General features: G+C 63.9%; 21 protein-coding genes. 10 read left to right on the top strand and 11 right to left on the bottom strand.

Annotated elements, in window-relative coordinates:
* Nucleotides 1–81 precede the first annotated feature (81 nt).
* The 5 genes from OEG79_RS14415 to OEG79_RS14435 all read left to right on the top strand — a co-directional run bounded on the left by OEG79_RS14415 (nt 82) and on the right by OEG79_RS14435 (nt 5539).
* The gene (locus OEG79_RS14415; protein ID WP_264148724.1) at nt 82–1347 is read left to right on the top strand and encodes an OprD family porin; all 1266 of its coding nucleotides are present in this window, start codon (nt 82–84) and stop codon (nt 1345–1347) included.
* 44 nt (nt 1348–1391) lie between these two features.
* Complete coding sequence (locus OEG79_RS14420) at nt 1392–2363, top strand: Bug family tripartite tricarboxylate transporter substrate binding protein (protein WP_264148725.1); 972 nt, start codon at nt 1392–1394, stop codon at nt 2361–2363.
* 150 nt (nt 2364–2513) lie between these two features.
* The gene (locus tag OEG79_RS14425) at nt 2514–2969 is read left to right on the top strand and encodes a tripartite tricarboxylate transporter TctB family protein (RefSeq protein ID WP_264145675.1); all 456 of its coding nucleotides are present in this window, start codon (nt 2514–2516) and stop codon (nt 2967–2969) included.
* Between the two features lie 2 nt (nt 2970–2971).
* The gene (locus OEG79_RS14430; protein ID WP_264145676.1) at nt 2972–4489 is read left to right on the top strand and encodes a tripartite tricarboxylate transporter permease; all 1518 of its coding nucleotides are present in this window, start codon (nt 2972–2974) and stop codon (nt 4487–4489) included.
* Nucleotides 4490–4504: 15 nt separating this feature from the next.
* Nucleotides 4505–5539 (top strand): AbrB family transcriptional regulator, encoded by a 1035-nt coding sequence (locus tag OEG79_RS14435; RefSeq protein WP_264148726.1) that lies wholly within the window; start codon nt 4505–4507, stop codon nt 5537–5539.
* Nucleotides 5540–5639: 100 nt separating this feature from the next.
* On the opposite strand, the gene OEG79_RS14440 is transcribed toward OEG79_RS14435, so the two are convergent.
* Complete coding sequence (locus OEG79_RS14440) at nt 5640–6521, bottom strand: pseudouridine synthase (RefSeq protein WP_264145677.1); 882 nt, start codon at nt 6519–6521, stop codon at nt 5640–5642.
* A 125-nt stretch (nt 6522–6646) separates the two neighbouring features.
* On the opposite strand from OEG79_RS14440, the gene OEG79_RS14445 reads away from it, so the two are divergent.
* Nucleotides 6647–7318 carry a COG3650 family protein gene (locus tag OEG79_RS14445; protein WP_264145678.1) on the top strand — a complete coding sequence of 224 codons (672 nt, stop codon included), beginning with the start codon at nt 6647–6649 and terminating at the stop codon, nt 7316–7318.
* Between the two features lie 63 nt (nt 7319–7381).
* Here the strand turns inward: OEG79_RS14445 and OEG79_RS14450 are convergent, their stop codons facing one another.
* Entirely contained in the window at nt 7382–8311 is a 930-nt protein-coding gene (locus OEG79_RS14450; protein WP_264145679.1) for a LysR family transcriptional regulator, read from the bottom strand.
* 116 nt (nt 8312–8427) lie between these two features.
* Between OEG79_RS14450 and OEG79_RS14455 the strand changes: the two genes are divergently transcribed.
* From OEG79_RS14455 to OEG79_RS14470, 4 genes are all read left to right on the top strand, one after another.
* Nucleotides 8428–9192, top strand: coding sequence for an SDR family NAD(P)-dependent oxidoreductase (locus tag OEG79_RS14455; RefSeq protein ID WP_264145680.1), 765 nt, complete (start codon nt 8428–8430; stop codon nt 9190–9192).
* Between the two features lie 76 nt (nt 9193–9268).
* Entirely contained in the window at nt 9269–9871 is a 603-nt protein-coding gene (locus OEG79_RS14460; protein ID WP_264148727.1) for an NADPH-dependent F420 reductase, read from the top strand.
* A 71-nt stretch (nt 9872–9942) separates the two neighbouring features.
* Nucleotides 9943–11094 carry an MFS transporter gene (locus OEG79_RS14465; protein ID WP_264145681.1) on the top strand — a complete coding sequence of 384 codons (1152 nt, stop codon included), beginning with the start codon at nt 9943–9945 and terminating at the stop codon, nt 11092–11094.
* A gap of 133 nt (nt 11095–11227) precedes the next feature.
* Entirely contained in the window at nt 11228–12841 is a 1614-nt protein-coding gene (locus tag OEG79_RS14470; RefSeq protein ID WP_264145682.1) for an NAD(P)/FAD-dependent oxidoreductase, read from the top strand.
* Between the two features lie 195 nt (nt 12842–13036).
* On the opposite strand, the gene OEG79_RS14475 is transcribed toward OEG79_RS14470, so the two are convergent.
* From OEG79_RS14475 to OEG79_RS14515, 9 genes are all read right to left on the bottom strand, one after another.
* Nucleotides 13037–13375 (bottom strand): Na+/H+ antiporter subunit G, encoded by a 339-nt coding sequence (locus tag OEG79_RS14475; protein ID WP_264145683.1) that lies wholly within the window; start codon nt 13373–13375, stop codon nt 13037–13039.
* Nucleotides 13376–13387: 12 nt separating this feature from the next.
* The gene (locus OEG79_RS14480) at nt 13388–13657 is read right to left on the bottom strand and encodes a K+/H+ antiporter subunit F (protein WP_264145684.1); all 270 of its coding nucleotides are present in this window, start codon (nt 13655–13657) and stop codon (nt 13388–13390) included.
* Nucleotides 13642–14139, bottom strand: a complete 498-nt coding sequence (locus OEG79_RS14485) for a Na+/H+ antiporter subunit E (protein ID WP_264145685.1) — start codon at nt 14137–14139, stop codon at nt 13642–13644. Before OEG79_RS14485 ends, OEG79_RS14480 begins: the two co-directional genes overlap by 16 nt.
* Nucleotides 14136–15647 (bottom strand): monovalent cation/H+ antiporter subunit D, encoded by a 1512-nt coding sequence (locus tag OEG79_RS14490; protein ID WP_264145686.1) that lies wholly within the window; start codon nt 15645–15647, stop codon nt 14136–14138. Before OEG79_RS14490 ends, OEG79_RS14485 begins: the two co-directional genes overlap by 4 nt.
* Nucleotides 15644–15973 carry a Na+/H+ antiporter subunit C gene (locus OEG79_RS14495; RefSeq protein ID WP_264145687.1) on the bottom strand — a complete coding sequence of 110 codons (330 nt, stop codon included), beginning with the start codon at nt 15971–15973 and terminating at the stop codon, nt 15644–15646. The genes OEG79_RS14490 and OEG79_RS14495 overlap by 4 nt, the downstream gene beginning before the upstream one ends.
* A 1-nt stretch (nt 15974) precedes the next feature.
* Entirely contained in the window at nt 15975–18767 is a 2793-nt protein-coding gene (locus OEG79_RS14500) for a monovalent cation/H+ antiporter subunit A (RefSeq protein ID WP_264145688.1), read from the bottom strand.
* A gap of 291 nt (nt 18768–19058) precedes the next feature.
* A complete protein-coding gene (locus tag OEG79_RS14505) occupies nt 19059–19520 on the bottom strand; it encodes a hypothetical protein (protein ID WP_264145689.1) in 462 nt (153 codons plus the stop codon).
* A gap of 114 nt (nt 19521–19634) precedes the next feature.
* Nucleotides 19635–20768 carry a glycerate kinase gene (locus tag OEG79_RS14510; RefSeq protein ID WP_264145690.1) on the bottom strand — a complete coding sequence of 378 codons (1134 nt, stop codon included), beginning with the start codon at nt 20766–20768 and terminating at the stop codon, nt 19635–19637.
* Nucleotides 20769–20823: 55 nt separating this feature from the next.
* On the bottom strand, nt 20824–22191 hold the full coding sequence (locus OEG79_RS14515) for a GntP family permease (protein WP_264145691.1): 1368 nt from the start codon (nt 22189–22191) through the stop codon (nt 20824–20826).
* Nucleotides 22192–22249 lie beyond the last annotated feature (58 nt).

The following is a 22249-nucleotide window of genomic DNA, read 5'->3' on the forward strand; positions in this document are numbered from 1 at the left end:
TGCCAGGTGGCTCGATCCACCCGCTCGAGCGACCTGGCAGTGGTGCCAGGCCGTTACAAGAACAAGAATGGAGACCACATGATGCACGCAGCCTCACGCCAGGCCCTGCCGCCTGTACGCCTGCTCTGCCTGGCCATCGCCGCTACCGGCGCAGCCCCTCTGGCCAATGCAGCCTTCATCGAAGACAGCAGCGCCAGCCTCACCGCTACCAACATCTATTTCAACCGCGATTTCCGCGAAGATCCGGGTCAGAACAAGCGTGAAGAATGGGGCCAGGGCTTTCGCCTCGACCTGCAGTCCGGCTTCACCGAAGGCACCGTCGGCTTCGGTGTCGATGCCATGGGCCTGCTCGGCATCAAGCTCGATTCCGGCCGCGGCCGCACCGGCACCGACCTGCTGCCTGTGCATGACGACGATCGCTCCGCTGACGAGTTCAGCCGCCTGGGGCTGACCGCCAAGGTCAAGGTCTCGGCAACCGAATTCCGCTATGGCTCGCACGTTCCCGAGCTGCCCGTGGTCAAGGCCAGTGACAGCCGCCTGCTGCCACAGGTCTTCGAAGGCGGACTGCTGACCTCCTCCGAACTCAAAGGCCTGACCTTCACCGGCGGCCGCCTCGACAAGGTCATCGACCGTGCGTCGACCGACGACGAGGACATGGTGCTCAACAGCAAGAACCGCCGCTTCGCCGGCGGCATCAGCGCTGACCACCTTGACCTCGCAGGTGTCGACTACAAGTTCGCCCCGGGGTTTACCGGCCGTTACTACTTCGCCGACCTGGACGACATCTATCGCCAGCACTTCCTCGGCCTGCTCACCAGCCACAAGCTCGGCGCCGGCACCCTGAGCAGCGACCTGCGCCTGATCTACAGCCGCGACAGCGGCGCAGCCAAAGCCGGCAAGGTCGACAACCGCGCGGTCAACGCCATGGTCAGTTACGGCATCGGGGCGCACAAGTTCGGCCTGGGTTTCCAGGACATGAGCGGTGACACCGGCTTTGCCTATATCGATGGCAGCGATCCGTTCCTGATCAACTTCGTGCAGATCAACGACTTCGCCAACGCTGACGAACGTTCCTGGCAGGCCCGCTACGACTACAACTTCGCCAGCATCGGCGTTCCCGGCCTGACCTTCATGACCCGTTACATCCGCGGTGACGACGCCCGGATCGCCGGCTCCAACGAGCGCGGTGGCGAGTGGGAACGTGACATCGAATTCAAGTACGTGGTGCAGAACGGGCCGCTCAAGGACCTCTTCGTACGCGTACGCAACGCCAGCTTCCGCTCCGACTTCGCCCGCGATGCGGACGAAAACCGTGTCATCGTCGGCTACACGCTGCCGATCTGGTAACCCACAATAAGATTCGCGAGGAGAACCCAACCATGAAAACTGCCATGATCCGCGCCGCTGTCGCCGCCTCCTGCCTGGCCTTCACCGGCCAGTTGCTGGCCGCCGAACCAAAGCGCCCCGAATGCATCGCCCCGGCAGCCCCAGGCGGTGGTTTCGACCTGACCTGCAAGCTGGCGCAAAGCGCGCTGGTGGACAGCAAACTGCTGTCCTCGCCGATGCGTGTGACCTACATGCCGGGCGGCGTTGGCGCCGTGGCCTACAACGCGGTGGTCGCACAGCGCCCGTCCGAAGCCGGCACCATCACCGCTTTCTCCAGCGGCTCCCTGCTGAACCTGGCGCAAGGCAAGTTCGGCCGTTTCGATGAGAACGCGGTGAAATGGCTGGCCGGCGTTGGCACCAGCTATGGCGCCCTCGCCGTGCGCAGCGATTCGCCGTACAAGTCCCTCGACGATCTGGTCGCTGCCATCAAGGCGGAACCCGGCAAGGTGGTGATCGGCTCCGGCGGTACCGTTGGCAGCCAGGACTGGATGCAAACCGCGCTGATCGCCCGCGCTGCCGGTATCGATCCGCGCCAACTGCGTTATGTGGCAATGGAAGGTGGTGGTGAACTGGCTACCGCCCTGCTCGGCGGTCACATCCAGGTCGCCAGTACCGATATCTCCGACTCCGTGCCGCACATCGAAAGTGGTGACATGCGCATCCTCGCGGTGTTCTCCGACGAGCGCCTGCCGGGTGAAGTGGTCTCGAAGATACCGACCGCCAAGGAACAAGGCTACGACGTGACCTGGCCGGTGATCCGCGGCTTCTACGTTGGCCCGAAAGTCAGCGACGAAGCCTACGCCTGGTGGAAGAACGCCTTCGACCAGCTGCTGGCCTCGGAAGACTTCGCCAAGCTGCGTGAACAGCGCGAGCTCTACCCCTTCGCCATGACCGGCGATGAACTGGATGTCTACGTCAAGAAGCAGGTCGTTCAGTACAAACAACTGGCTCAGGAATTCGGCCTGATCCAGCAGTAACCCGCCAGGGCGCCAACACCTAGCGGTGTTGGCGCTCTGGCAGTTTCCGCAACCCGCAAATCACCAACCGCCTGGAGCTTCGTGCTCACGGGCTGGCGTCGTTCACGCCAGGAAACCCGGCAGGCAACACAACACCACGAGGATTTCCTCATGTACCAACGCATCTTCGGCATCATGCTGTTGCTCTGCTGCCTGGGCCTGGCCGCCACCGCCTGGGGCTATCACGCGCCGTTCTCCTACGAACCTGTCGGGCCTCGCGCCTACCCGCTGCTGCTGCTGGCGCTGATGGGGCTCGGCGCCCTCTACCTGATCGCCAAGCCAGCCAGCGCAACGGTGGAGCATGACGAGCCGCCGCTGGATCGCCACGTACTGAGCAAGGTCGTTGGCTGCGTGGTGATTCTCAGCATCTACGCCGCCGTGTTCGAACTCCTCGGGTTCATTCCGGCAAGCATCATCTTCGCCATCGCCATGGCCCGCCTGTATGAAGGCTCCTGGAAGGTCAGCGTGATCGCTGGCGTGGCACTCGGCGTCGGTCTGTATCTGCTGTTCGACAAAGCCCTCGACGTACCCCTGCCGCTCGGCATCCTCGCCGCGCTGGAGAATTAATCATGGATACCCTCAGCTATCTCGGTCAGGGCTTCGGCGTCGCCCTGAGCCCCTACAACCTGCTCACTGCCCTGTGCGGCACCCTGATCGGTACGGTCGTCGGCCTGCTTCCCGGCCTGGGCCCGATCAACGGCGTGGCGCTGCTGATCCCCATCGCCTTCGCCCTCGGTCTGCCGCCGGAAACCGCGCTGATCCTGCTGGCGGCCGTGTATCTGGGCTGCGAGTATGGCGGCCGTATTTCCTCGATTCTGCTGAACATCCCGGGCGAAGCCTCGGCCGTGATGACCACCCTCGACGGCTACCCGCTGGCACGTCAGGGTAAAGCGGGCGTTGCCCTGTCCATCTCCGCCTGGAGCTCTTTCGTCGGCGGCCTGATCGCCACCTGCGGTGTGGTCATCTTCGCCCCGCTGCTAGCCAAGTGGGCGGTAGCGTTCGGCCCTGCGGAATACTTCGTGCTGATGGTGTTCGCCATCACCTGTCTGGCCGGCATGGCCGGCAACAAACCGATGAAAACCGCCATTGCCTGCTGCATCGGCCTGTTCCTGTCCTGCGTCGGCATCGACTCCAACAGCGGCGTGTATCGTTTCACCTTCGGCAGCCTCGGTCTGGCCGACGGCATCCAGTTCGTGGTGCTGGTGCTTGGCCTGTTCTCGGTCAGCGAAATCCTCGTCCTGCTCGAGCGTAGCCACCATGGCCAGAAAGCCATCGAAGCCAGCGGTCGCATGCTGTTCAATCTCAAGGAAGGCGCTTCGGTACTGGGCACCAACCTGCGCAGTGGCAGCCTCGGTTTCATCCTCGGCATCCTGCCGGGCGCAGGCGCTACCCTGGCCAGCGCCGTAGCCTACATGAGCGAAAAACGTCTGGCGCACAAGGACAACAAGTTCGGCAACGGCGATCTGCGAGGCCTGGCTGCTCCGGAAACCGCCAACAGCGCTTCGGCCTGCGGCTCCATGGTGCCAATGCTGACCCTCGGCGTACCGGGCTCGGGTACCACTGCGGTGATGCTCGGCGCGCTGACGCTGTACAACATCACTCCCGGCCCGCTGCTGTTCCAGAACCAGCCGGACATCGTCTGGGGTCTGATCGCATCGCTGTTCGTCGCCAACGTCATGCTGATCGTGATGAACATTCCGATGATCAAGATCTTCACCAAGATCCTTGCCGTGCCTTACTGGGCACTGGTACCGGCCATCGCCATCATCACCTCGATCGGTGTCTACGCAGTACACGCCACCACCTTCGACCTGTTCCTGATGATCGCCATCGGCGTCGCCGGCTACATCCTGCGCAAGCTGGATTTCCCACTGTCGGCCATTCTGCTGGGCTTCATCCTCGGCGGTCTGATGGAGCAGAACCTGCGTCGTGCACTGTCAATCTCCAACGGCGAGCTTGGCATCCTGTTCGCCAGCCCGATCACCTGGGGCGTGTGGACCCTGATCGTCGGCATGATCGCCCTGCCCTTCTACCGCAGCTGGCGCAAGCGCAGCCAGCATCAGGCAGAAGTGGCTGACGCCGCCTGAGGAAGATGCGTGTCCCTGAGCATCGCTTCCTTTAACCCACGCGGCTGGTGGCCTACGCCACTGGCCGGCGCGTTGGGTGGTTATCTGGCCAGCCTGGCCGGCTGGCCTTTGCCGTGGATGGTCGGCTCGCTGCTGGCAGTGATCGGCTTGCGCTGCCTGGCCAATCGCGCCTTCAGTGAACTGCCGGGCGGACGCAAGGCCGGACAATGGCTGATTGCCAGTAGCATCGGCCTGCACTTCACCAGCGACGTGCTGCAACAGGTCGTCAGCCATCTGCCGGTGATCGTGATGGGCGCATTCGGCACGCTCCTGCTCAGCCTGATCGGCATTGCGATCCTGCGCCGTTCCGGCGTCGACCGCGCGACCGCCTTCTTCGCCAGCATGCCTGGCGGCGCCAGCGAAATGGTCAACCTGGCCCTGCGCCACGATGCGCAACCCGCACGTGTGGCGGCGGCTCACAGCCTGCGCCTGCTGCTGGTGGTACTGCTGATTCCGGCGCTGTTCACCTGGGGCCTGCCCGAGGTCAGCGCTCCCCCTCGCGCCCCAACGGACTGGAGCTGGCTGCTCGGCCTGCTCGCTGCCGGCGCCGTGCTGGCGGTGTTCTGGGGACGACTGAAACAACCCAACCCCTGGATGCTCGGTCCGCTGGTCACCTGTGCCGTGGCCAGCGCCAGCTTCGACCTGCGTCTGGGTCTGCCACAGGGCGTGGGCCAGCTTGGCCAATGGCTGATCGGCTGCGCCTTGGGCTGCCACTTCGATCACGCCTTCTTCCGCAGCGCACCGGGCTTTCTCGCCCGCGTGCTGGTTTTCACCCTGCTCGCCATGCTGGCAGCCGCCATGCTGGGTGAAGTCATGGGCTGGCTGGCCGGCGAAGATCACCTTTCACTGATGCTCGGCATGATGCCCGGCGGCATCACCGAACTATGCCTGACCGCCGAAGCCCTCCAGCTGTCGGTCGCGCTGGTAACTGCCCTGCAGGTACTACGGTTGTTTCTGGTGATGTTTCTCGCCGAGCCCTTGTTCAGGCTCTGGTGCAAGAGCCACGCTTAGCCCGCCTCGTGCGGGCTTTTTCATGGCAGGCTGTGGCGCCGACATACGCTGCCAGGGAGCAGCACAGAGCCGGCGGCTGTCGTCTACCAGGAACGAGCTTCTACCACTGCAGTTGCAGCTGGCTGGCAAACTCGCGCGTCTGGTGATTGAGCGGATCGACGAAGCGCAGACCACGCGCCAGCAACTTCAGCGGCTTGCTGTAGTCATCCGGCAGGTTGCGTGACTCCAGCAACTGCGGATAGAAGTCGTCGCCGACTATGGGCGCGCCGAGCCCGGCCAGATGCACACGCAGTTGATGCTTGCGCCCGGTTACCGGCGACAGGCCGTAACGCCACAGCTCGCCACGCTGCTCGATGACCTCGATCAGCGTCTCGCTATTGGCCTCCCCGGCCACCTGCTGCATGCGGAAGAAGGGCTCTCCGTCGACCATTCGTGAACGGTGCAGGTAGGGAAACTGCAGCTGCGGCAACGCGGGTGCGATGGCTTCGTAGCGTTTTTCCACGGCACGCTGGCGAAACAGCGCCTGGTACTGGCTGCGGCTGGCCGGGTTGACCGAGAACAGCACCAGACCGGCAGTCAGCCGGTCGATACGGTGGATCGGTACCAGGTCCGGATTGCCGGTGCGCTTGATCAGCCGGGCCAGCAGGGTCTGCTCGACATACTCACCCGCCGGCATCACCGGCAGGAAATGCGGCTTGTCGGCAACCAGCAGATGCTCGTCCTGCCAGAGCACCTGCTCGACGAACGGAATTGGCGTCTCGTTGGGCACCTCGCGGAAATAGCGCACCTTGAGCCCGACGCGATAGGGATGCGCGGCATCGATGGGCGCGCCAGCCGCGTCCAGCACACGCCCGCGCACCATACGCTGCAGCCAGGTAGCGCGATCAATGGCGGGAAAGTGATCGCAAAGACAATCGAGCACCGTGTCCCAGTTGCCCTGTGGCAGATGAAGGGTGCTGGGGCGCATGACGGAACTGGGCATCGCAGAAGGAGCTCGATCGGACTGGAGGGGCGAATTAGGCCGCACTCGCGGTACTCAGTCAAAGCAAACGGCTTGAGCCAGGGCCGCGCTGTGGCTATGGTGGCCGCTCGAATCCGGAGAGACCCATGTCCATCACCCGCTCCCTGCTCACCAGCGTTGCCCTACTCCCGCTACTGGCCGCCTGCCAGGTCTACACCGGCAAACCGGAAGGCCCGCCCGCTGCCACACGTCTGCAGGGCCAGGTACAGGTCGAGAATGGCCAACTGGTCTTCATGCCCTGTCAGGAGCAGCGCCGCTTCGTGTTGCTCAATGGCGAGGCTGGCACTGTCGAGCGTGAGGCCAGGCAGCTCGCCCGTGATGGCCAGAGCAGCCTGTTCGCCGACCTGGCCGGGCAACTGGGCGGCAGTCAGGGCAAGGGCAGCGATGGCAGCTTCGGGGTCAGCCAGGTCTATCGCCTGCAGGGTGAAGGTCTCGGCTGCGACGACCTCAACTTCAAACGTCTGACCCTGCGCGCCAGTGGCAACGAGCCGTTCTGGCAGCTGGAAGTCGGTAGCAAGGGCCTGGTACTCAACCGCCCCGAGCATGAGCCGCTGGCGCTGCCCTATCTGGAAGAGCAGCTACCGGACGGCCGCCTCAACTTCAGCAGCGAAGCCAACGGCCAGCGCCTCGATCTGTGGGTTGCCCCGCAGCGCTGCGTCGACGACATGAGTGGCGCCGTCAATCACCTCAGCGCCGAGCTGCGTCTCGACGGCCAGGTGATGCGTGGCTGCGCACACTTCGGCGGCGCGCGTAACTGACCGTTGGTCTGTGGGTGATCCTGCGCAGGGTCACCCGCACGAAGCGTGCGACCGCGCTAACCGCTAGCCCAGACTGCCGGCGAAACGCCGCGCATAATCTTCCCGCTCGAAGGCCTCGACCACGAAGTCGATGAAGCTGCGCGTCTTGCCCGGCAGCAACTGACGGCTGGGGTAATACAGCGACAACGCGCCGGCATCCGCCCACCAGCGCGGCAGCACCCGCACCAGCTCGCCCGACTCCAGCCAGGGCAACACATCGGGCACGGCAAGCATCGCCACCCCCAGGCCCAGCAGCGCCGCTTCTCGCACGGCCGTAGGATCATTGACCACGATGGTTTCTCGCATCGCGGCGGCCACCTCATCGCCCTGCACGGTGCGCATGTTCCAGGTGCGGATACGCCCCGAAGAAAGGGAGCGCATGACGATGCCATCCAGCTCGATCAACCCCGAAGGATCGGCTGGCAACGGGTTACGGGCCAGATAAGCGGGCGAAGCGAAGGCGATGACATGCAGCGCAGCCAGCGTTCGGGCAACCACGCCAGTTGCCAGTTCGAAGCCACCGCCAATGGCCGCATCGTAACCTTCGGCAATCAGATCGACCGCACGGTTCTCGAAGTGCCACTCGGGCCTTACCCGGGGATAGCGCTGGAGAAACTCGGGCAATAGCGGTAGCAGGTAATCGAGCCCGAAAGATGGCGCCACGCTGATCTTGAGCACACCGGCCGGCTGGCCATCATCGGCGGATACTGCGGCGATGGCGTGCTGCAGGGACTCCAAGTTGTCGCCGATGGCATTGAGGAACGTCTCCCCGGCCTCGGTCAGCGTCAGCTTGCGTGTCGAGCGCTGGAATAGCCGTACGCCCAGGTTGCGCTCCAGCATGGCGACGTTGCGGCTCACCGCTGCCGGTGTCAGAGCAAGGCGGCGTGCAGCCGCCGAGAAGCTGCCGCTCTCGGCGCTGCGCACGAAGGATTCAAGATTGGTGAGCGTTTCCATCAGCCGATCTTAAATAGATACTTGAAGATAATCCAAATGATTAGCCGCTAATCAAAGAGAAATGAAAACGCGATAGTCACTCCACCGAATTTCTCGGCAATCAAACGGAGTGAACCATGAGCAACGTAACTTCTTCCCCAACCCTTCCCCTGTCCGGCAAGACGGCTCTGGTAACAGGCGGCTCTCGCTCAATCGGCGCGGCTATCGCCAAACGCCTGGCCGCCGACGGTGCCCAGGTTGCCTTTACTTACAATGGCTCGCCCCAACAGGCCAAGGAAACCGCAGCGGCCATCGAGTCGACAGGGGGGCGCGTGCTGGCGATCCAGGCAGACGCAGCCGATCCCGAGGCCGTGCGTGCCGCCGTCGCGCAGACGGTAGAAGCCTTCGGCGGCCTCGACATTCTGGTGAATAACGCCGGTGTCGGCGTGTTCAGTCAGTTCGAAGAAACCAGCTTCGAGGATTACCAGAAGATGCTCGCGGTCAACGTGACCGGTGTCTTCGTCGCCACCCAGGAAGCGGTAAGGCACATGCAGGCAGGCGGTCGTGTCATCCACATAGCCAGCTCGGTCACCAAGTACGCAGGTGTGCCCGGACTTGCCGCATACAGCCTGACCAAAGGCGCCGTCGCCGGTTTCAACCGCAGCCTGGCACATGATCTGGGGCCACGCGGTATCACGGTCAACAGCATCCACCCAGGGCCAGTGAACACCGACATGAACCCGGCCGATAGCGAGGTTGCCCAGCTCCTGACGTCTCGCATGGCAGTGGGTCGCTATGGAGAGCCACACGAAATTGCCAGCCTCGTGGCATTCATCGCCAGCCCGCAAGCCTCGTTCATTACCGGTGCGGACATCCTCGCTGATGGCGGGTTGACCTCCTGAGTGCGCCGGGGCAGGCCACTCAGCCTGCCCCATGGTTTACGACACCTCAGTCTCAAGGAGCCCCGGCATGAGCAAATTGTCCTCTATCGGCATCATCGGTGCCGGTCATATCGGCGTGGCCTTCGCTCGCGCCCTGGCGCGTCGGAACATTCCGGCAATCCTCGCCAACAGCCGCGGGCCAGAGAGCCTGCAAGGCCTGGTACAATCCATCGGCCCGAGCATCCGTGCCGGCACCCGTGAGCAGGCGGCAGCGCAGTCCATCGTGTTGGTCGCGGTGAACTGGTCGAAGCTGCCAGCCGCGCTGTCCGGGCTGGCGAACTTCGCCGGGCGTATCGTCATCGACAGCAATAACCCGATCGAAGCTCCGCTGTTCAACCCTATCGATCTGCATGGCCGCACCTCAAGCGAAGTGTTTGCCGACCTGGTGCCGGGCGCCCATGTGGTGAAGGCGTTCAATCACCTGAACCCCAGACTGCTCATCGCCGATCCCGCCGAGCGCGGCGGCCGGCGTGTGCTGTTCCTGGCGGGTGACGACAATTGCGCGAAAAACCAGGTCAGCGCACTGATCAATGAGCTGGGCTTCGTCGCTATCGACCTTGGCAAGCTGGTCGAAGGTGGGCGCCTCACGCAATTTCCCGGTGGACCGTTACCCTCGCTCGAACTGGTGCAGTTCGGCTGAGCTAACCGGAGACGAAAAAGAAGGATTCCATCATGCCCCATACCGATTCATCCGCTACTGACATCCGATCCATGTCAGCTGCGTGGTGGGCCGTCATCTCTCTTGCCCTGGGCGCCTTCGGGCTGGTGACGGCGGAATTCCTGCCGATCAGCCTGCTTACGCCCATGGCGACCGAGCTGGGGACGTCCAACGGCATCGTCGGCCAGACCATTACCGCTACGGCGGTGGTCGCGGCATTTGCCGGCCCGCTCGTGGTGCTGGGTGCCGGCCGGCTGGATCGCCAGAAGATCGTCTGGGGACTGATGGTGGTGCTGGTGCTTTCGAGCATTCTTTGCGCCTGTGCCTCGACCGTCGCCGACCTGCTGATCGCACGCGGCCTGCTGGGCTTCGCCCTGGGCAGCTTCTGGGCCATGATGACCGCACTGGCCCTGCGTCTGGTGCCGCCTGACAAGGTGCCGAAGGCCATCTCGATCATCCTCATGGGCATCTCGTTCGCCACGGTGTTCGCTGCGCCGCTAGGGGCCTTTCTCGGAGATCTGTGGGGCTGGCGGATGACCTTTCTCGCCGCATCCGGCATCGGCGTGGTGGCGCTGGTGATCCAGATGCTGACCCTGCCCAGACTGCCGACTGACACCGCGCCGAACCTGGCTTCGTTCCGAGCCGCATTGTCGCGCCCCTCGGTCGCCACCGGCCTCGCTTCGGGATTGCTGATCATTTCCGGGCACTTCGCCGCACTCACCTTTATTCGCCCCTTTCTCGAGGAAGTACCGCGCCTGGACGTGGCCACCGTTTCGCTGGCTCTGCTGGCATTCGGTGTCTGCGGTTTTCTCGGCAATCTGGTCGGAGGCTTCGTCGCTGCGCGCAGTCCGGCCTGGGCCGTTACCAGTTGCTCGTTCATGATCACCATCATGGCGCTCGCCCTGGCACTGTTCGGCACACAGGCGGAAGTCGCACTCGTGGCGACCGCCCTCTGGGGCTTCGCCTTCGGTGCCTTCCCGGTGTCGATCTCGGTGTGGAATGCGCGCGCAGCCGCCGATAACGCCGAAAGCGCCGGCGCATTGCTGTCCTGCACCTTCCAGGTGGCCATCGCTGCGGGCGCCGTGCTGGGAGGGCTGATTATCGACGCTCTCGGCGCACGGGCGGTGATTCTCTATGCCGCGGTCGCCACCCTGGCCGGCGCCACCCTGATGTTCACCCGCGGCCGGGCGCTGGAAAGACGCTAGCGCAACGCCCTGACTGACCTACTATCACCGGGCCTACTGCTCGACGAGCCAGCCCCTTTCCTCCAGTGAATCCCGTACAATCGCCGCCCTTCTTTACCTTGCCGGATCACCACCGGCCAACCAGGACACTGCCATGATTCGTCTGACCGAACTGAAACTGCCCCTCGACCATGCCGATGACGCCTTGCGCCCGGCCATCGCGCAGCGCCTGGGCATCGCCGATGCCGACCTGCTGGACTTCAGCGTGTACAAGCGCAGCTACGATGCGCGCAAGAAGTATGGCGACATGCCGTTCATCTACACGGTCGACTGCGAGGTAAAAGACGAAGCGGCACTGCTGGCTCGCCTGGGCGCTGACAAGCATGTCGGCCCGGCGCCGGACATCACCTACAAGCCGGTCGGCAAGGCCGACCTGCCGCTGGACGAGCGTCCCATCGTGGTCGGTTTCGGCCCCTGCGGCATCTTCGCTGCGCTGATCCTGGCTCAGGCCGGTCTGCGCCCCATCGTGCTGGAGCGCGGCAAGGAAGTGCGCCAGCGCACCAAGGACACCTGGGGCCTGTGGCGCAAGAACGTGCTCGACCCGACTTCCAACGTGCAGTTCGGTGAAGGCGGCGCCGGCACCTTCTCCGACGGCAAGCTGTACAGCCAGATCAAGGACCCGAACCATTACGGGCGCAAGGTGCTGGAAGAGTTCGTCAAGGCCGGCGCACCGGACGAGATCCTCTACGTCAGCAAGCCGCATATCGGCACCTTCCGTCTCACCGGTGTGGTCGCCACCATGCGCGAGGAAATCAAGGCCCTGGGCGGCGAAGTGCGCTTCCAGCAGCGCGTCAGCGACCTGCTCATCGAAGACGGCCAGCTCACCGGCGTCGTGCTGGAAAATGCTGAACAGCTGCTCAGCCGTCACGTGGTGCTGGCCCTCGGCCACAGCTCGCGCGACACCTTCCGCATGCTCCACGCCCGTGGCGTGTATCTGGAAGCCAAGCCCTTCTCCGTGGGTTTCCGTATCGAGCATCCGCAGTCGCTGATCGACCGTGCACGCCTGGGCAAGTACGCCGGGCACCCGAAACTCGGCGCCGCCGACTACAAGCTGGTGCACCACGCCAGCAACGGCCGCTCGGTCTACAGCTTCTGCATGTGCCCGGGCGGCACGGTGGTCGCGGCCACCTCCGAACCCGAGCGCGTGGTCACCAACGGCATGAGCCAGTACTCGCGCAACGAACGCAACGCCAACGCCGGCATCGTCGTCGGCATCACTCCCGAACAGGACTACCCGGGCGGCCCGCTGGCCGGTGTGGAACTGCAGGAGCGCCTGGAGTCGCACGCCTACGTGCTCGGCGGGCGCAACTACGAGGCGCCGGGGCAGCTGGTCGGAGACTTCATCGCAGGCAGACCGTCTACTGCTCTGGGTGAGGTGCAGCCGTCCTACAAGCCGGGGGTGAAACTGGGTGATCTGGCGCCGTCGCTGCCGGACTTCGCCATCGAAGCCATCCGCGAGGCCCTGCCGGCCTTCGGCAAGCAGATCAAGGGTTTCGACCTGGCCGATGCGGTGCTCACCGGCATCGAGACGCGTACTTCCTCGCCAGTGCGCATCACCCGTGGCGATGACCTGCAGAGTCTGAATCTCAAGGGCCTGTATCCGGCCGGCGAAGGTGCGGGCTACGCCGGCGGCATTCTGTCGGCCGGGGTCGACGGCATCCGCGTGGCCGAAGCCGTGGCCAAGGACATGCTCGGGCTGAATCGCTAAGCAGCGCTGCCCGGCCGGACGTCAGCGACCTGGCCGGGCCCTCTGAAGCGAAGCGGCAGCACTATCGCGGCGAACGCCACGCTGTAAAGCACCCATGCAAACAGCATCTGCGCAGCAGCGAGCAGGATAATGGCTATCCGCCGCCGCGCCATCAACGAACACGCTCGAACGTGTCGGAAATTACCTGACAGTGAATCAGTGATCATCCTCCCACGGCTGACCACGGGTCTGCTCGGTCAGCTCGACCTTCTGCTGCATCGCCGCCCTGGACAGGATATGCGCGCTGACCGGTGCGGTGATGAACAGGAACAGGGTGATCAACAGCTCGTGAATGCTGATGTTGCCGGTATGCTGAGCGAAGAACAGTATGGATGCGATCAGCGTACTGCCGACGCCCAGCGTGGTGGCCTTGGTCGGGCCATGCAGGCGGGTGAAGAAATCCGGCAGGCGATACAGACCGATGGCACCGATCAGGGCGAACAGGCTGCCCAGGATCAGGCAGGCGCAAATCAACAGTTCCAGCCAGAACGGCATGGTCATTCCCCCTTAATCGATGATGTCGCCGTGCAGCAGATGTTTACCTACTGCAACCGTGCCAACGAAGCCCATCACCGCGATCAGCAGCGCTGCCTCGAAGAACAGATCCGATGCCAGCCAGATGCCGAATAGCACGATCAGCGCCAGCGCGTTGATGTACAGGGTATCCAGGGCCAGGACCCGGTCGACGATGCTCGGACCTTGCACCAGGCGCGCGACATTGAGCAGCATGGCCAGCGAGAGGATGCCCATGCACAGAAAGACTACGTTCTCGAGCATTCGAAAATCTCCAGCAGCGGCGTTTCGTAACGGCTCTTGACCTCGGCAATCAGCACGTCGCGGTCCGGTACGTCGAGCCCATGCAGCAATAGTGTCTTGTGGTCGGAGCTGAGGCCGGCAGAGACCGTGCCCGGGGTCAGCGAGATGATGCAGGCCAGCGCAGACAGGACAAACTCATCCTCGATCTCCACCGGCACTTCGACGAACGCAGGGTTCAGTCGCGATTTGGGGCCCAGCACCAGCCTCACCACCTGCAGATTGGCTACGACGATGTCGTAGAACACCTTGCCGATGAACAGCAACAGCCCCAGCGGTTTGCGCACCCGCGGTACGCTCAGCAGAAAATCACCACACAGGTTGACGATGGCCCAGGCAAGAAACAGCCCGAGCAGGAGCTGCCCCAGGCTGAAGGTGTTGACCAGAAACAGCCAGAGCACGGCCAGCACCAGGATCATCCGCGGGTGGGGGAAGAAACGCCTCATGCTGCACCTCCGGCGATGATCGACAGATAGGGTTGCAGATCGAGCAATTGCGCCGCGGCCGCCTCCAGATAGGCAAGGATGGGCCTGGCAGCAATCAGCAACAGCGGGCTGGCCAGCAACAGGCCCAGCGCAGCCAGCAGGCTGATGCGGTCAGCCGGCTCGGCTTGGGACGGCGAGGCATCCGCGCCATGCCCCAGCCAGAACAGGCTGGTACCGGCACGACTCAGTGCCACCAGCGTCAGCAAGCCGCCAATCAGTACCACCGGCCACAGGCTCCAGGCCTGCCAACCCGGCTCCACTGCCTGCAGCAACAACATCTTGCCGAGGAAACCGGAGAAAGGCGGCAACCCGGCCACGGAAATGGACGCGAAGAAGAACATGCAGCCCAGCGCCAGCGGCTGACGCAGCACGCGCTCCTGCTGCAGATCACCGCCTGCGCTGTCGCGCTGGGCAACCACCAGGCCGGCCAGCAGGAACAGCGCACCGCTAACCAGCGTGCTGTGCAGCATGTAATAGAGCGCAGCACTCAGCGCCGCGGCATTGCCGATGGCGAAGCCGGCCAGCAGAGTACCCACCGAAACCACCACCAGATAAGCCAGCAGCGCCTGCAGTTGTCGCGCACCCAGAGCGCCAATCACGCCGAAGGCAATGGTCGGCAGTGCCAGCCACCAGAGCAGTTCGTGGCCGAAATTGGCCAGCGGCCCGGCCTGCTCACCGAATATCAGGGTGAACACGCGGACGATGGCGTAGAAGCCGACCTTGGTCATGATCGCGAACAGGGCCGCCACCGAAGCGGGCGCAGAGGAATAGGCCCGCGGCAACCAGAAGCACAGCGGCAATACCGCGGCCTTGAGACCGAAGACGATCAGCAACAGGTAGGCGGCAGCCTTGATCAGTGGCGCGTCGGCGACATCGACGCTGACCACCTTCAGCGCCAGGTCCGGCATGTTCAGGGTCCCGGTCAGGCCGTACAGCAGACTGACGCCGATCAGGAAGAACGACGACCCCAGCAAGTTCAGCACCACGTAATGCACGCCCGCCCTGACCTGACTGGCACGGTTGCCATGCAGCAACAGCGCGTAGGAAGAGATCAGCAGGATCTCGAAGAACACGAACAGGTTGAACAGATCCGCGGTGAGGAAGGCACCGTTGATGCCCAGCAGCTGGAACTGGAACAGGGCATGGAAGTTCGGCCCGCGCTCGTCCTCGCCACGGCAGGCGTAGATCAGCGCCAGGCTGGCCAGCAGCGCGGTAACCAGAAGCAATGCAGCATTGAAGCGGTCGAGCAGCAGCATGATGCCGAATGGCGCTGCCCAGTTGCCCAGAGCGTAAACCTGCAACTGCCCTGCCCCGGCCAGCACCACCAGGTACGCAGATACCGGCAGCTGGGCCAGGCAGCCCACCAGCGAAATACCCCGCCGGACCCCGCGCGACCAGCCATGACCAATCAGCAGCAACGCGCCGAAGAACAGCGGCAGGAGAATGGGAAGGATGATGGCGTGACTCATGCGCGCGGCTCCTCGCCATCGACGTGATCGGTTTTCAGCTCACCCAGCCCACGCAGGGCCAGCACCACGACGAACGCCGTCATGGCGAAGCCGATAACGATCGCGGTCAGCACCAGCGCCTGCGGCAGTGGGTCACCGTACTCGGCACTCTTGCCGATCACTGCCGGCACGCCCGTACCGAGGCGGCCCATGGAGAAGATGAACAGATTGACCGCATAGGAGATCAGGGTCAGCCCCATCACCACCGGGAAGATCCGCGCGCGCAGCAGCAGGTAGACGCCGCTGGCAGTCAGCACCCCGAGGGTGATTGCAAATAATGCCTCCATATCAGATGACCTCCTTGCACGACTCGTCCTGACTGACATGGCCGATGTTGGAAAGAATCAGCAGGGTCGCACCAACGACCGCCAGGAATACCCCGAGATCGAAGAGGATGGCGGTAGCCAGTTCGATTTCGCCGATCAGCGGAATATGGAAATGGCCGAACGCCGAAGTCAGGAACGGCGAGCCGAACGCCCAGCTGCCCAGACCGGTCAACCCGGCGATCAGCACACCCCAGCCGGCGGTGGCGTGATAGCTGAACCTCAGGCGCTCCTGGGTCCAGGTCACGCCGTGAGAGATGTATTGCAGAATCAACGCCACCGAGGTGATCAGACCGGCGATGAAGCCGCCACCCGGCAGGTTGTGGCCGCGCAGGAAGATGAATGCCGAAATCAGCAGTGCCATGGGCAGCATCGCACGCGACAGGTTGTCGAGAATCATCGGGTGGGCATCGGTCGACCATGGCCGACCATTCTTGTCGTGGGTCGGGTGCGGCAGATGCAGACCATGCAGTAGCGCGTAAATGCCGATGGCGGCGATCGCTAGCACGGTGATCTCGCCCAGGGTATCGAAGCCGCGGAAGTCCACCAGAATCACGTTGACCACATTGGTACCGCCACCGCCGGAGACGCTGTTCTCGAGGAAGAACGACGAGATGCTCTGGTAGGGACGGGTCAACACCGCATAGGTCAGCATCGCCACCATGGTACCGCTGCCCAGTGCCAGAACCAGATCGCGCAAGCCACGCAGGCTGCTGGACTCGGCCGGGGTGCGGTCGGTCATGAAATACAGGGTGAGGGTCAGCAGGATAATGGTCACCACCTCGACCGACAGCTGGGTCAGCGCCAGGTCCGGGGCGGAGAAACGGGCGAAGGCCAGCGCCACCATCAGCCCCGCGCCGCTGAGAATCATCAGAGCGACCAGGCGGCGACGGTGGAAGACCACGGTGAGCACTGCCGTCACCATCAGAATCAGCATGCCGGTGACAGTCAGCAGATCGATCGGCGTCATCGGCACACTGCCGCTCAGTTGCTCCAGCGGCGACAAGGCGATCACCGTCAGGGTCAGGGCACTGCCGAGCATCCAGGCCAGGTAGCGCTGCAGCGAGCCGCTTTCCAGGCGGCTGGTGATGCGCACGGATAGGCGGGTCGCGTAACGCACCACCTGATCGAAGACATCCTTGGCATCCAGATTGGGCAAGCCTTCATACCAGCGGAACAGCGGCTTGCGGCAGATATAGACGATGATGCCGCCGAACAGTGCGATGAAGCTCATCAACAGCGGCAGATTGAGGCCGTGCCAGATGGACAGGCTGTACTCAGGCACTTCGCCGCCCAGTGTCGCAGAGACAGCAGCGGCCAGCAGCGGCGCCACCGTATAAGCCGGCACGACACCCACCAGCAGGCAGAGGAACACCAGCACCTCTACCGGCACCTTCATGTAGCGCGGCGGCTCGTGCGGTGGGTACTTGGGCAGGTCGATCGGTTCCCCGTTGAAGAACACGTCATGGATGAAGCGCAGCGAGTAGGCGACCGAGAACACGCCGGCCACGGTCGCAGCCGCCGGAATTACCCAGTTGAAACCACCCAGCAGGTGCTGGTGCAGGGTTTCGGTAAAGAACATTTCCTTGCTCAGGAAACCGTTGAGCAGCGGTACGCCAGCCATGGCCGAAGCCGCTACCATCGCCAGCACCGCCGTATGCGGCATGTACTTCCACAAGCCGTTGATGCGCCGCATATCGCGAATGCCGGTCTCGTGGTCGATGATGCCCGCCGCCATGAACAGCGAGGCCTTGAAGGTGGCGTGGTTGATGATATGGAACACCGCAGCCACCGCAGCCAGCCGGGTATCCAGGCCGAACAGCAGGGTGATCAGGCCCAGGTGGCTGATAGTCGAATAGGCCAGCAGGCCCTTGAGATCATGCTGGAACAGGGCCATGCAGGCGCCCACCAGCAGTGTGGCCAGGCCGGTCAGGCTGACCATGTAGAACCACCACTCGGAACCAGCCAGCGCCGGGTACAGGCGCGCCAGCAGGAATACCCCGGCCTTGACCATGGTCGCCGAGTGCAGATAGGCCGACACCGGCGTAGGCGCCGCCATGGCGTGCGGCAGCCAGAAGTGGAACGGGAACTGCGCCGACTTGGTGAACACCCCCAGCAGCACCAGCACCAGCGCTACCGGATACAGCTCGTGCGCCCGGATCGCATAACCGGCCGCCAGCACCTGGGACAACTCGAAGCTGCCGACGATGTGACCGATCAGCAGGATGCCGGCGAGCAGCGCCAGACCGCCACCGCCGGTGATTGCCAGGGCCATGCGCGCGCCCTTGCGGGCCTCGGAACGCGAACCCCAGAACCCGATCAGCAGGAACGACGACAGGCTGGTCAGTTCCCAGAACATCAGCATCAGCAGCAGGTTTTCCGACAGTACCACGCCGAGCATGGCGCCCATGAATAGCAGCAGGAAGGCGAAGAAGCGCCCCATCGGCTCGGTCTTGGCCAGATAATAGCGGGCGTAGAGGATGACCAGCAGACCGATGCCGAGAATCAGCAGCGCGAACAGGAAGCCGAGGCCATCGAGACGCAGGCTGAGGTTCAGCCCCAGATGCGGCAGCCACTCCAGCTTGACCCGCAGCACCTCTCCGGCGAACACCGCGGACTGCTGGTTGAACAGCAGTACCAGCGCCACGATGGGCGCGAGAGCCGCAGCAGCGGCACAGGCCGAGCGTCCGAGCCGGTCGGCAAGCACCGGCAGAAACAATCCAAGAAATGGCAAGGCGACAATCAGCGCAAGCGCCATCGGAAAACCCCTTATGCAGGCACGTCAGGTGATGCGGTTTCATCCACAGGATTGGAGTCGAGACTCCCTGACGGTGATATTCCATGCACCACAACGAATCAGCTAAGTCGTTGTCGGCACAAGCATAACGGGCGATTATCCATAACTATCAACGCAACGTCATGCATTGAGTTATCGTCACACACACTTGGTTACGCATGTCCATAACGCGATGCCGACAATCGCCCCACCACTATAGCCGGACAAAAAAAAGCCGGAGCAGCATCGACTGCTCCGGCTCCTGTACGAGGATCAGTGAGAGACGCGGCTGGTACCGTTGACGGTCATGACGCGCACGCGCTCACCGACGCGGAACACCTGGTTCGGCTCGACTTCCTGCACATAGGCACGCATGGTGCCATCGTCCTCACGTACGGTGATTTCCACACCCTGGGTACGGGTCAGGCCTTCCTCGGCTGCGGCACCCAGCAGGCCACCGGCGACGGCACCGACCACCGCCATCACGGCGCTGCCTCGACCACCGCCCAGCCCGCTACCGCCTACCCCGCCGATCACCGCACCGGCGCCAGCTCCGATCGGAGTCTTGGTACCTTCGATCTTCACCGGACGCAGCGACTCGATGGTACCCATGCGTACCGTTTGCACCGCTCGGGCCTCGTCACGACTGTAGGTGTCACCAGTCAGACTGGACTGGCAACCGCCGAGGGCCAGCAGCGCGGCCAGCGAGGTAATGAGCAGAGTAGGTTTACGCATAGCAATTCCTCCTGAAGTGTCGTAATCCATTAGACGCCGGACGCGCGCAACTGTCACGACAGAACCTTAACAATTGTTAAGTCAGACAGACCGAGTTCAGCCGGGTTCGTCCCGTCAGCCCCGGGCGAGACGCCAGAGCCTGGCGATATCCGTGGCGCGCGCCTGCAGTTCGCCCGCCGCGCCGGCCATCGCCTGCTCCAGCGACAGCGGTCCCGGCGCCAGGCTGAACGCGGCTTCGATACCTGCCTCGTACAACGCCTGATAGTTGTCGCCCAGGCTACCGGCCAGGGCGATAACCGGCACCCCGGCCTCGCGCGCCACACGCGCGACACCGACGGGGGTCTTGCCGTGCAGGGTCTGGGCATCCATGCGCCCTTCGCCGGTGATCACCAGATCTGCATTCTCCACCGCCGCGGCCAGGCCAGAGAGTTCGGCTACCAGTTCGATACCGGAACGGAAGCTAGCCTTGAGAAAAGCACGGGCTGCGAAACCCAACCCGCCAGCTGCACCGACACCCGGAAACTCAGCGTGATCCTCGCCCAGCGTGGCAGCTGCGACACGGGCGAAACGTCCGAGCGCCATGTCGAGCTGGGCGACATGTTCAGGCGTCGCCCCCTTCTGCGGGCCGAACACGGCAGAAGCGCCGCGAGGGCCGCACAGAGGGTTGTCGACATCGGCGGCGACCTCGATCTGCACCTTCAGCAGGCGCGCATCAAGACCGCTCGGGTCGAGCTGATCGAGATTCGCCAGGGCAGCACCGCCTGGCGATAGCGGGTTTCCCTGAGCATCGACAAAGCGCATGCCCAGCGCCTGCAGCAGACCGAGGCCGGCATCGTTGGTAGCACTGCCGCCCAATCCGAGAATGATGCGTGTGGCGCCGGCGTCCAGTGCCTCGCGAATCAGCTCGCCTGTGCCGAAGCTGCAGGCCCGGCGAGCGTCGCGCTGCTCACGCGGCACCCAGTGCAGGCCGCTGGCGGCCGCCATCTCGACCACCGCAGTGCCCTGCCCCAGCCAGCCCCAGTGCGCCGTCACCGGTTCACCCATGGGGCCGCGTACCCGGCATTCGCGACGCTCGCCACCCACGGCGGCCAGAACCGCATCCACCGTTCCCTCGCCACCGTCGGCCATGGGCCGGAGCAGGCACTCGGCATCGGGGAACACCTGCAGCCAGCCTCGGGCGATGGCAGCAGCCACGTCGGGTGCGCTGAGGCTCTCCTTGAAGGAGTCGGGAGCGATGACGATTTTCATGATCGGAACCTCGAAAGGAGGCAGGCGACCTCTGGTCGCCTGCCGATATAGCGGATTACAGCAGAATCAGGCTGAGCAGCCAGACGGTGATCATGCCGGCGACACCCTGGATCAGGGTCGCGACGGTTTGCGCACGGTAAGCCGTGGAAACCTTCATGCGGCTGAACTGGGTAACCACCCAGAAGAAGCTGTCGTTGGCGTGGGAAACGGTCATCGCGCCGGCCCCGATGGCCATCACGGTCAGCACGCGGCCCATCTCGCTGTCCAGGCCCAGTTGACCCAGCAGCGGCGCCACCAGCGCCGACGTGGTGACCAGCGCCACCGTCGTCGAGCCTTGCGCGCTCTTCAGTGCGGCAGCCACCACGAACGGCATGAACAGGCCGATACCCAGCGCCGACAGCGTGGTCCCCAGATAGTCGCCAAGCGGAGTGATCTTGAGGATCGCACCGAAGGCACCACCGGCGCCGGTGATCAGCAGAATGGGCGCGGCGGATACCAGGCCCTCGGCCACGAAGTCGTGGAATTCCTGACGTTTGTCAGCGCTCTTGAGCAGCGTGCAGGCCAGCGCCAGGCCGACCAGTAGCGCAGCAATCGGCTGGCCGAAGAAGTTCAGCAGAGCGAACAGGATGCCCTCGCCGAACGGCTTGCTGGGGAACACGGCGATGGAACCCAGGCAGATCAGCAGGATCGGCACGAAGATCGGCGCAAAGGCCTGGAAGGCACTGGGCAGCTTGCCGTAGCGCGCCTTCAGCGCATCGAAGTCAACCTCGTCGGCGAGCAGCTCGCTCGGCGCCTCTTCCAGCAGGTCGTGATCGTTCTGCTTGAGGAAACGGTTGGCCCACAGCATACCGGCCAGCGCCGTGACCAGCGCGACCACCAGACCCACGGCGATGACCAGACCCAACGAGGTTTCCAGCCCCAGGTTGCCGGCAGCAGCAATCGGCCCGGGCGTCGGCGGCACGAAGGTGTGGGTGGCGTACAGGCCCGTGGCCAGAGCCACGCTCATGGCCACCACGGAAACCTTCATCCGCGCCGCCAGTGCATTCTTCAGCGAGTTGAGAATGACGTAGCCGGAATCGCAGAACACCGGAATGGAAACCAGGTAGCCGATGATCGACATGGTCAGCGTCGGGAAGCGCTGGCCCAGCAGGCGGATAACCGTCTCGGCCATGGTAATGGCGGCGCCACTGCGCTCCAGGATCACGCCGATGATGGTACCCAGCGCGATCACGATACCGATGTAACCAAGAATGCCGCCGAAGCCAGAGGCGACGGTCTTGAGAATTTCACCGGCAGGCAGTTGATAGGCGAAACCGGCGATGATCGCGGCGCCCAGCAAGGCAAGGAAGGGATGCAGCTTCAAGCGAGTGGTGGACAACACGATGAACGCGATAAGCGCCACCAGAATCAGGACCAGGCTCATGACCAGTCTCCTCGTTGTTGTTATGACCGGACGCAGTATCCGGCGGGAAATGCCGACA

It is taken from the genome of Pseudomonas sp. Z8(2022), from assembly GCF_025837155.1.
Taxonomy (GTDB): Bacteria; Pseudomonadota; Gammaproteobacteria; order Pseudomonadales; family Pseudomonadaceae; genus Aquipseudomonas.

Bases quoted from the DNA above. Each gene is read 5' to 3' on its own strand.
- OEG79_RS14475 (WP_264145683.1), bottom strand. From the start codon at position 13,375: ATGCCGTTCTGGCTGGAACTGTTGATTTGCGCCTGCCTGATCCTGGGC.
- OEG79_RS14505 (WP_264145689.1), bottom strand. From the start codon at position 19,520: ATGCGTAAACCTACTCTGCTCATTACCTCGCTGGCCGCGCTGCTGGCC.
- OEG79_RS14455 (WP_264145680.1), top strand. From the start codon at position 8,428: ATGAGCAACGTAACTTCTTCCCCAACCCTTCCCCTGTCCGGCAAGACG.
- OEG79_RS14510 (WP_264145690.1), bottom strand. From the start codon at position 20,768: ATGAAAATCGTCATCGCTCCCGACTCCTTCAAGGAGAGCCTCAGCGCA.
- OEG79_RS14500 (WP_264145688.1), bottom strand. From the start codon at position 18,767: ATGGCGCTTGCGCTGATTGTCGCCTTGCCATTTCTTGGATTGTTTCTG.
- OEG79_RS14480 (WP_264145684.1), bottom strand. From the start codon at position 13,657: ATGCTCGAGAACGTAGTCTTTCTGTGCATGGGCATCCTCTCGCTGGCC.
- OEG79_RS14430 (WP_264145676.1), top strand. From the start codon at position 2,972: ATGGATACCCTCAGCTATCTCGGTCAGGGCTTCGGCGTCGCCCTGAGC.
- OEG79_RS14515 (WP_264145691.1), bottom strand. From the start codon at position 22,191: ATGAGCCTGGTCCTGATTCTGGTGGCGCTTATCGCGTTCATCGTGTTG.
- OEG79_RS14440 (WP_264145677.1), bottom strand. From the start codon at position 6,521: ATGCCCAGTTCCGTCATGCGCCCCAGCACCCTTCATCTGCCACAGGGC.
- OEG79_RS14420 (WP_264148725.1), top strand. From the start codon at position 1,392: ATGATCCGCGCCGCTGTCGCCGCCTCCTGCCTGGCCTTCACCGGCCAG.
- OEG79_RS14485 (WP_264145685.1), bottom strand. From the start codon at position 14,139: ATGAGGCGTTTCTTCCCCCACCCGCGGATGATCCTGGTGCTGGCCGTG.
- OEG79_RS14425 (WP_264145675.1), top strand. From the start codon at position 2,514: ATGTACCAACGCATCTTCGGCATCATGCTGTTGCTCTGCTGCCTGGGC.
- OEG79_RS14445 (WP_264145678.1), top strand. From the start codon at position 6,647: ATGTCCATCACCCGCTCCCTGCTCACCAGCGTTGCCCTACTCCCGCTA.
- OEG79_RS14495 (WP_264145687.1), bottom strand. From the start codon at position 15,973: ATGGAGGCATTATTTGCAATCACCCTCGGGGTGCTGACTGCCAGCGGC.
- OEG79_RS14415 (WP_264148724.1), top strand. From the start codon at position 82: ATGCACGCAGCCTCACGCCAGGCCCTGCCGCCTGTACGCCTGCTCTGC.
- OEG79_RS14450 (WP_264145679.1), bottom strand. From the start codon at position 8,311: ATGGAAACGCTCACCAATCTTGAATCCTTCGTGCGCAGCGCCGAGAGC.
- OEG79_RS14465 (WP_264145681.1), top strand. From the start codon at position 9,943: ATGTCAGCTGCGTGGTGGGCCGTCATCTCTCTTGCCCTGGGCGCCTTC.
- OEG79_RS14490 (WP_264145686.1), bottom strand. From the start codon at position 15,647: ATGAGTCACGCCATCATCCTTCCCATTCTCCTGCCGCTGTTCTTCGGC.
- OEG79_RS14470 (WP_264145682.1), top strand. From the start codon at position 11,228: ATGATTCGTCTGACCGAACTGAAACTGCCCCTCGACCATGCCGATGAC.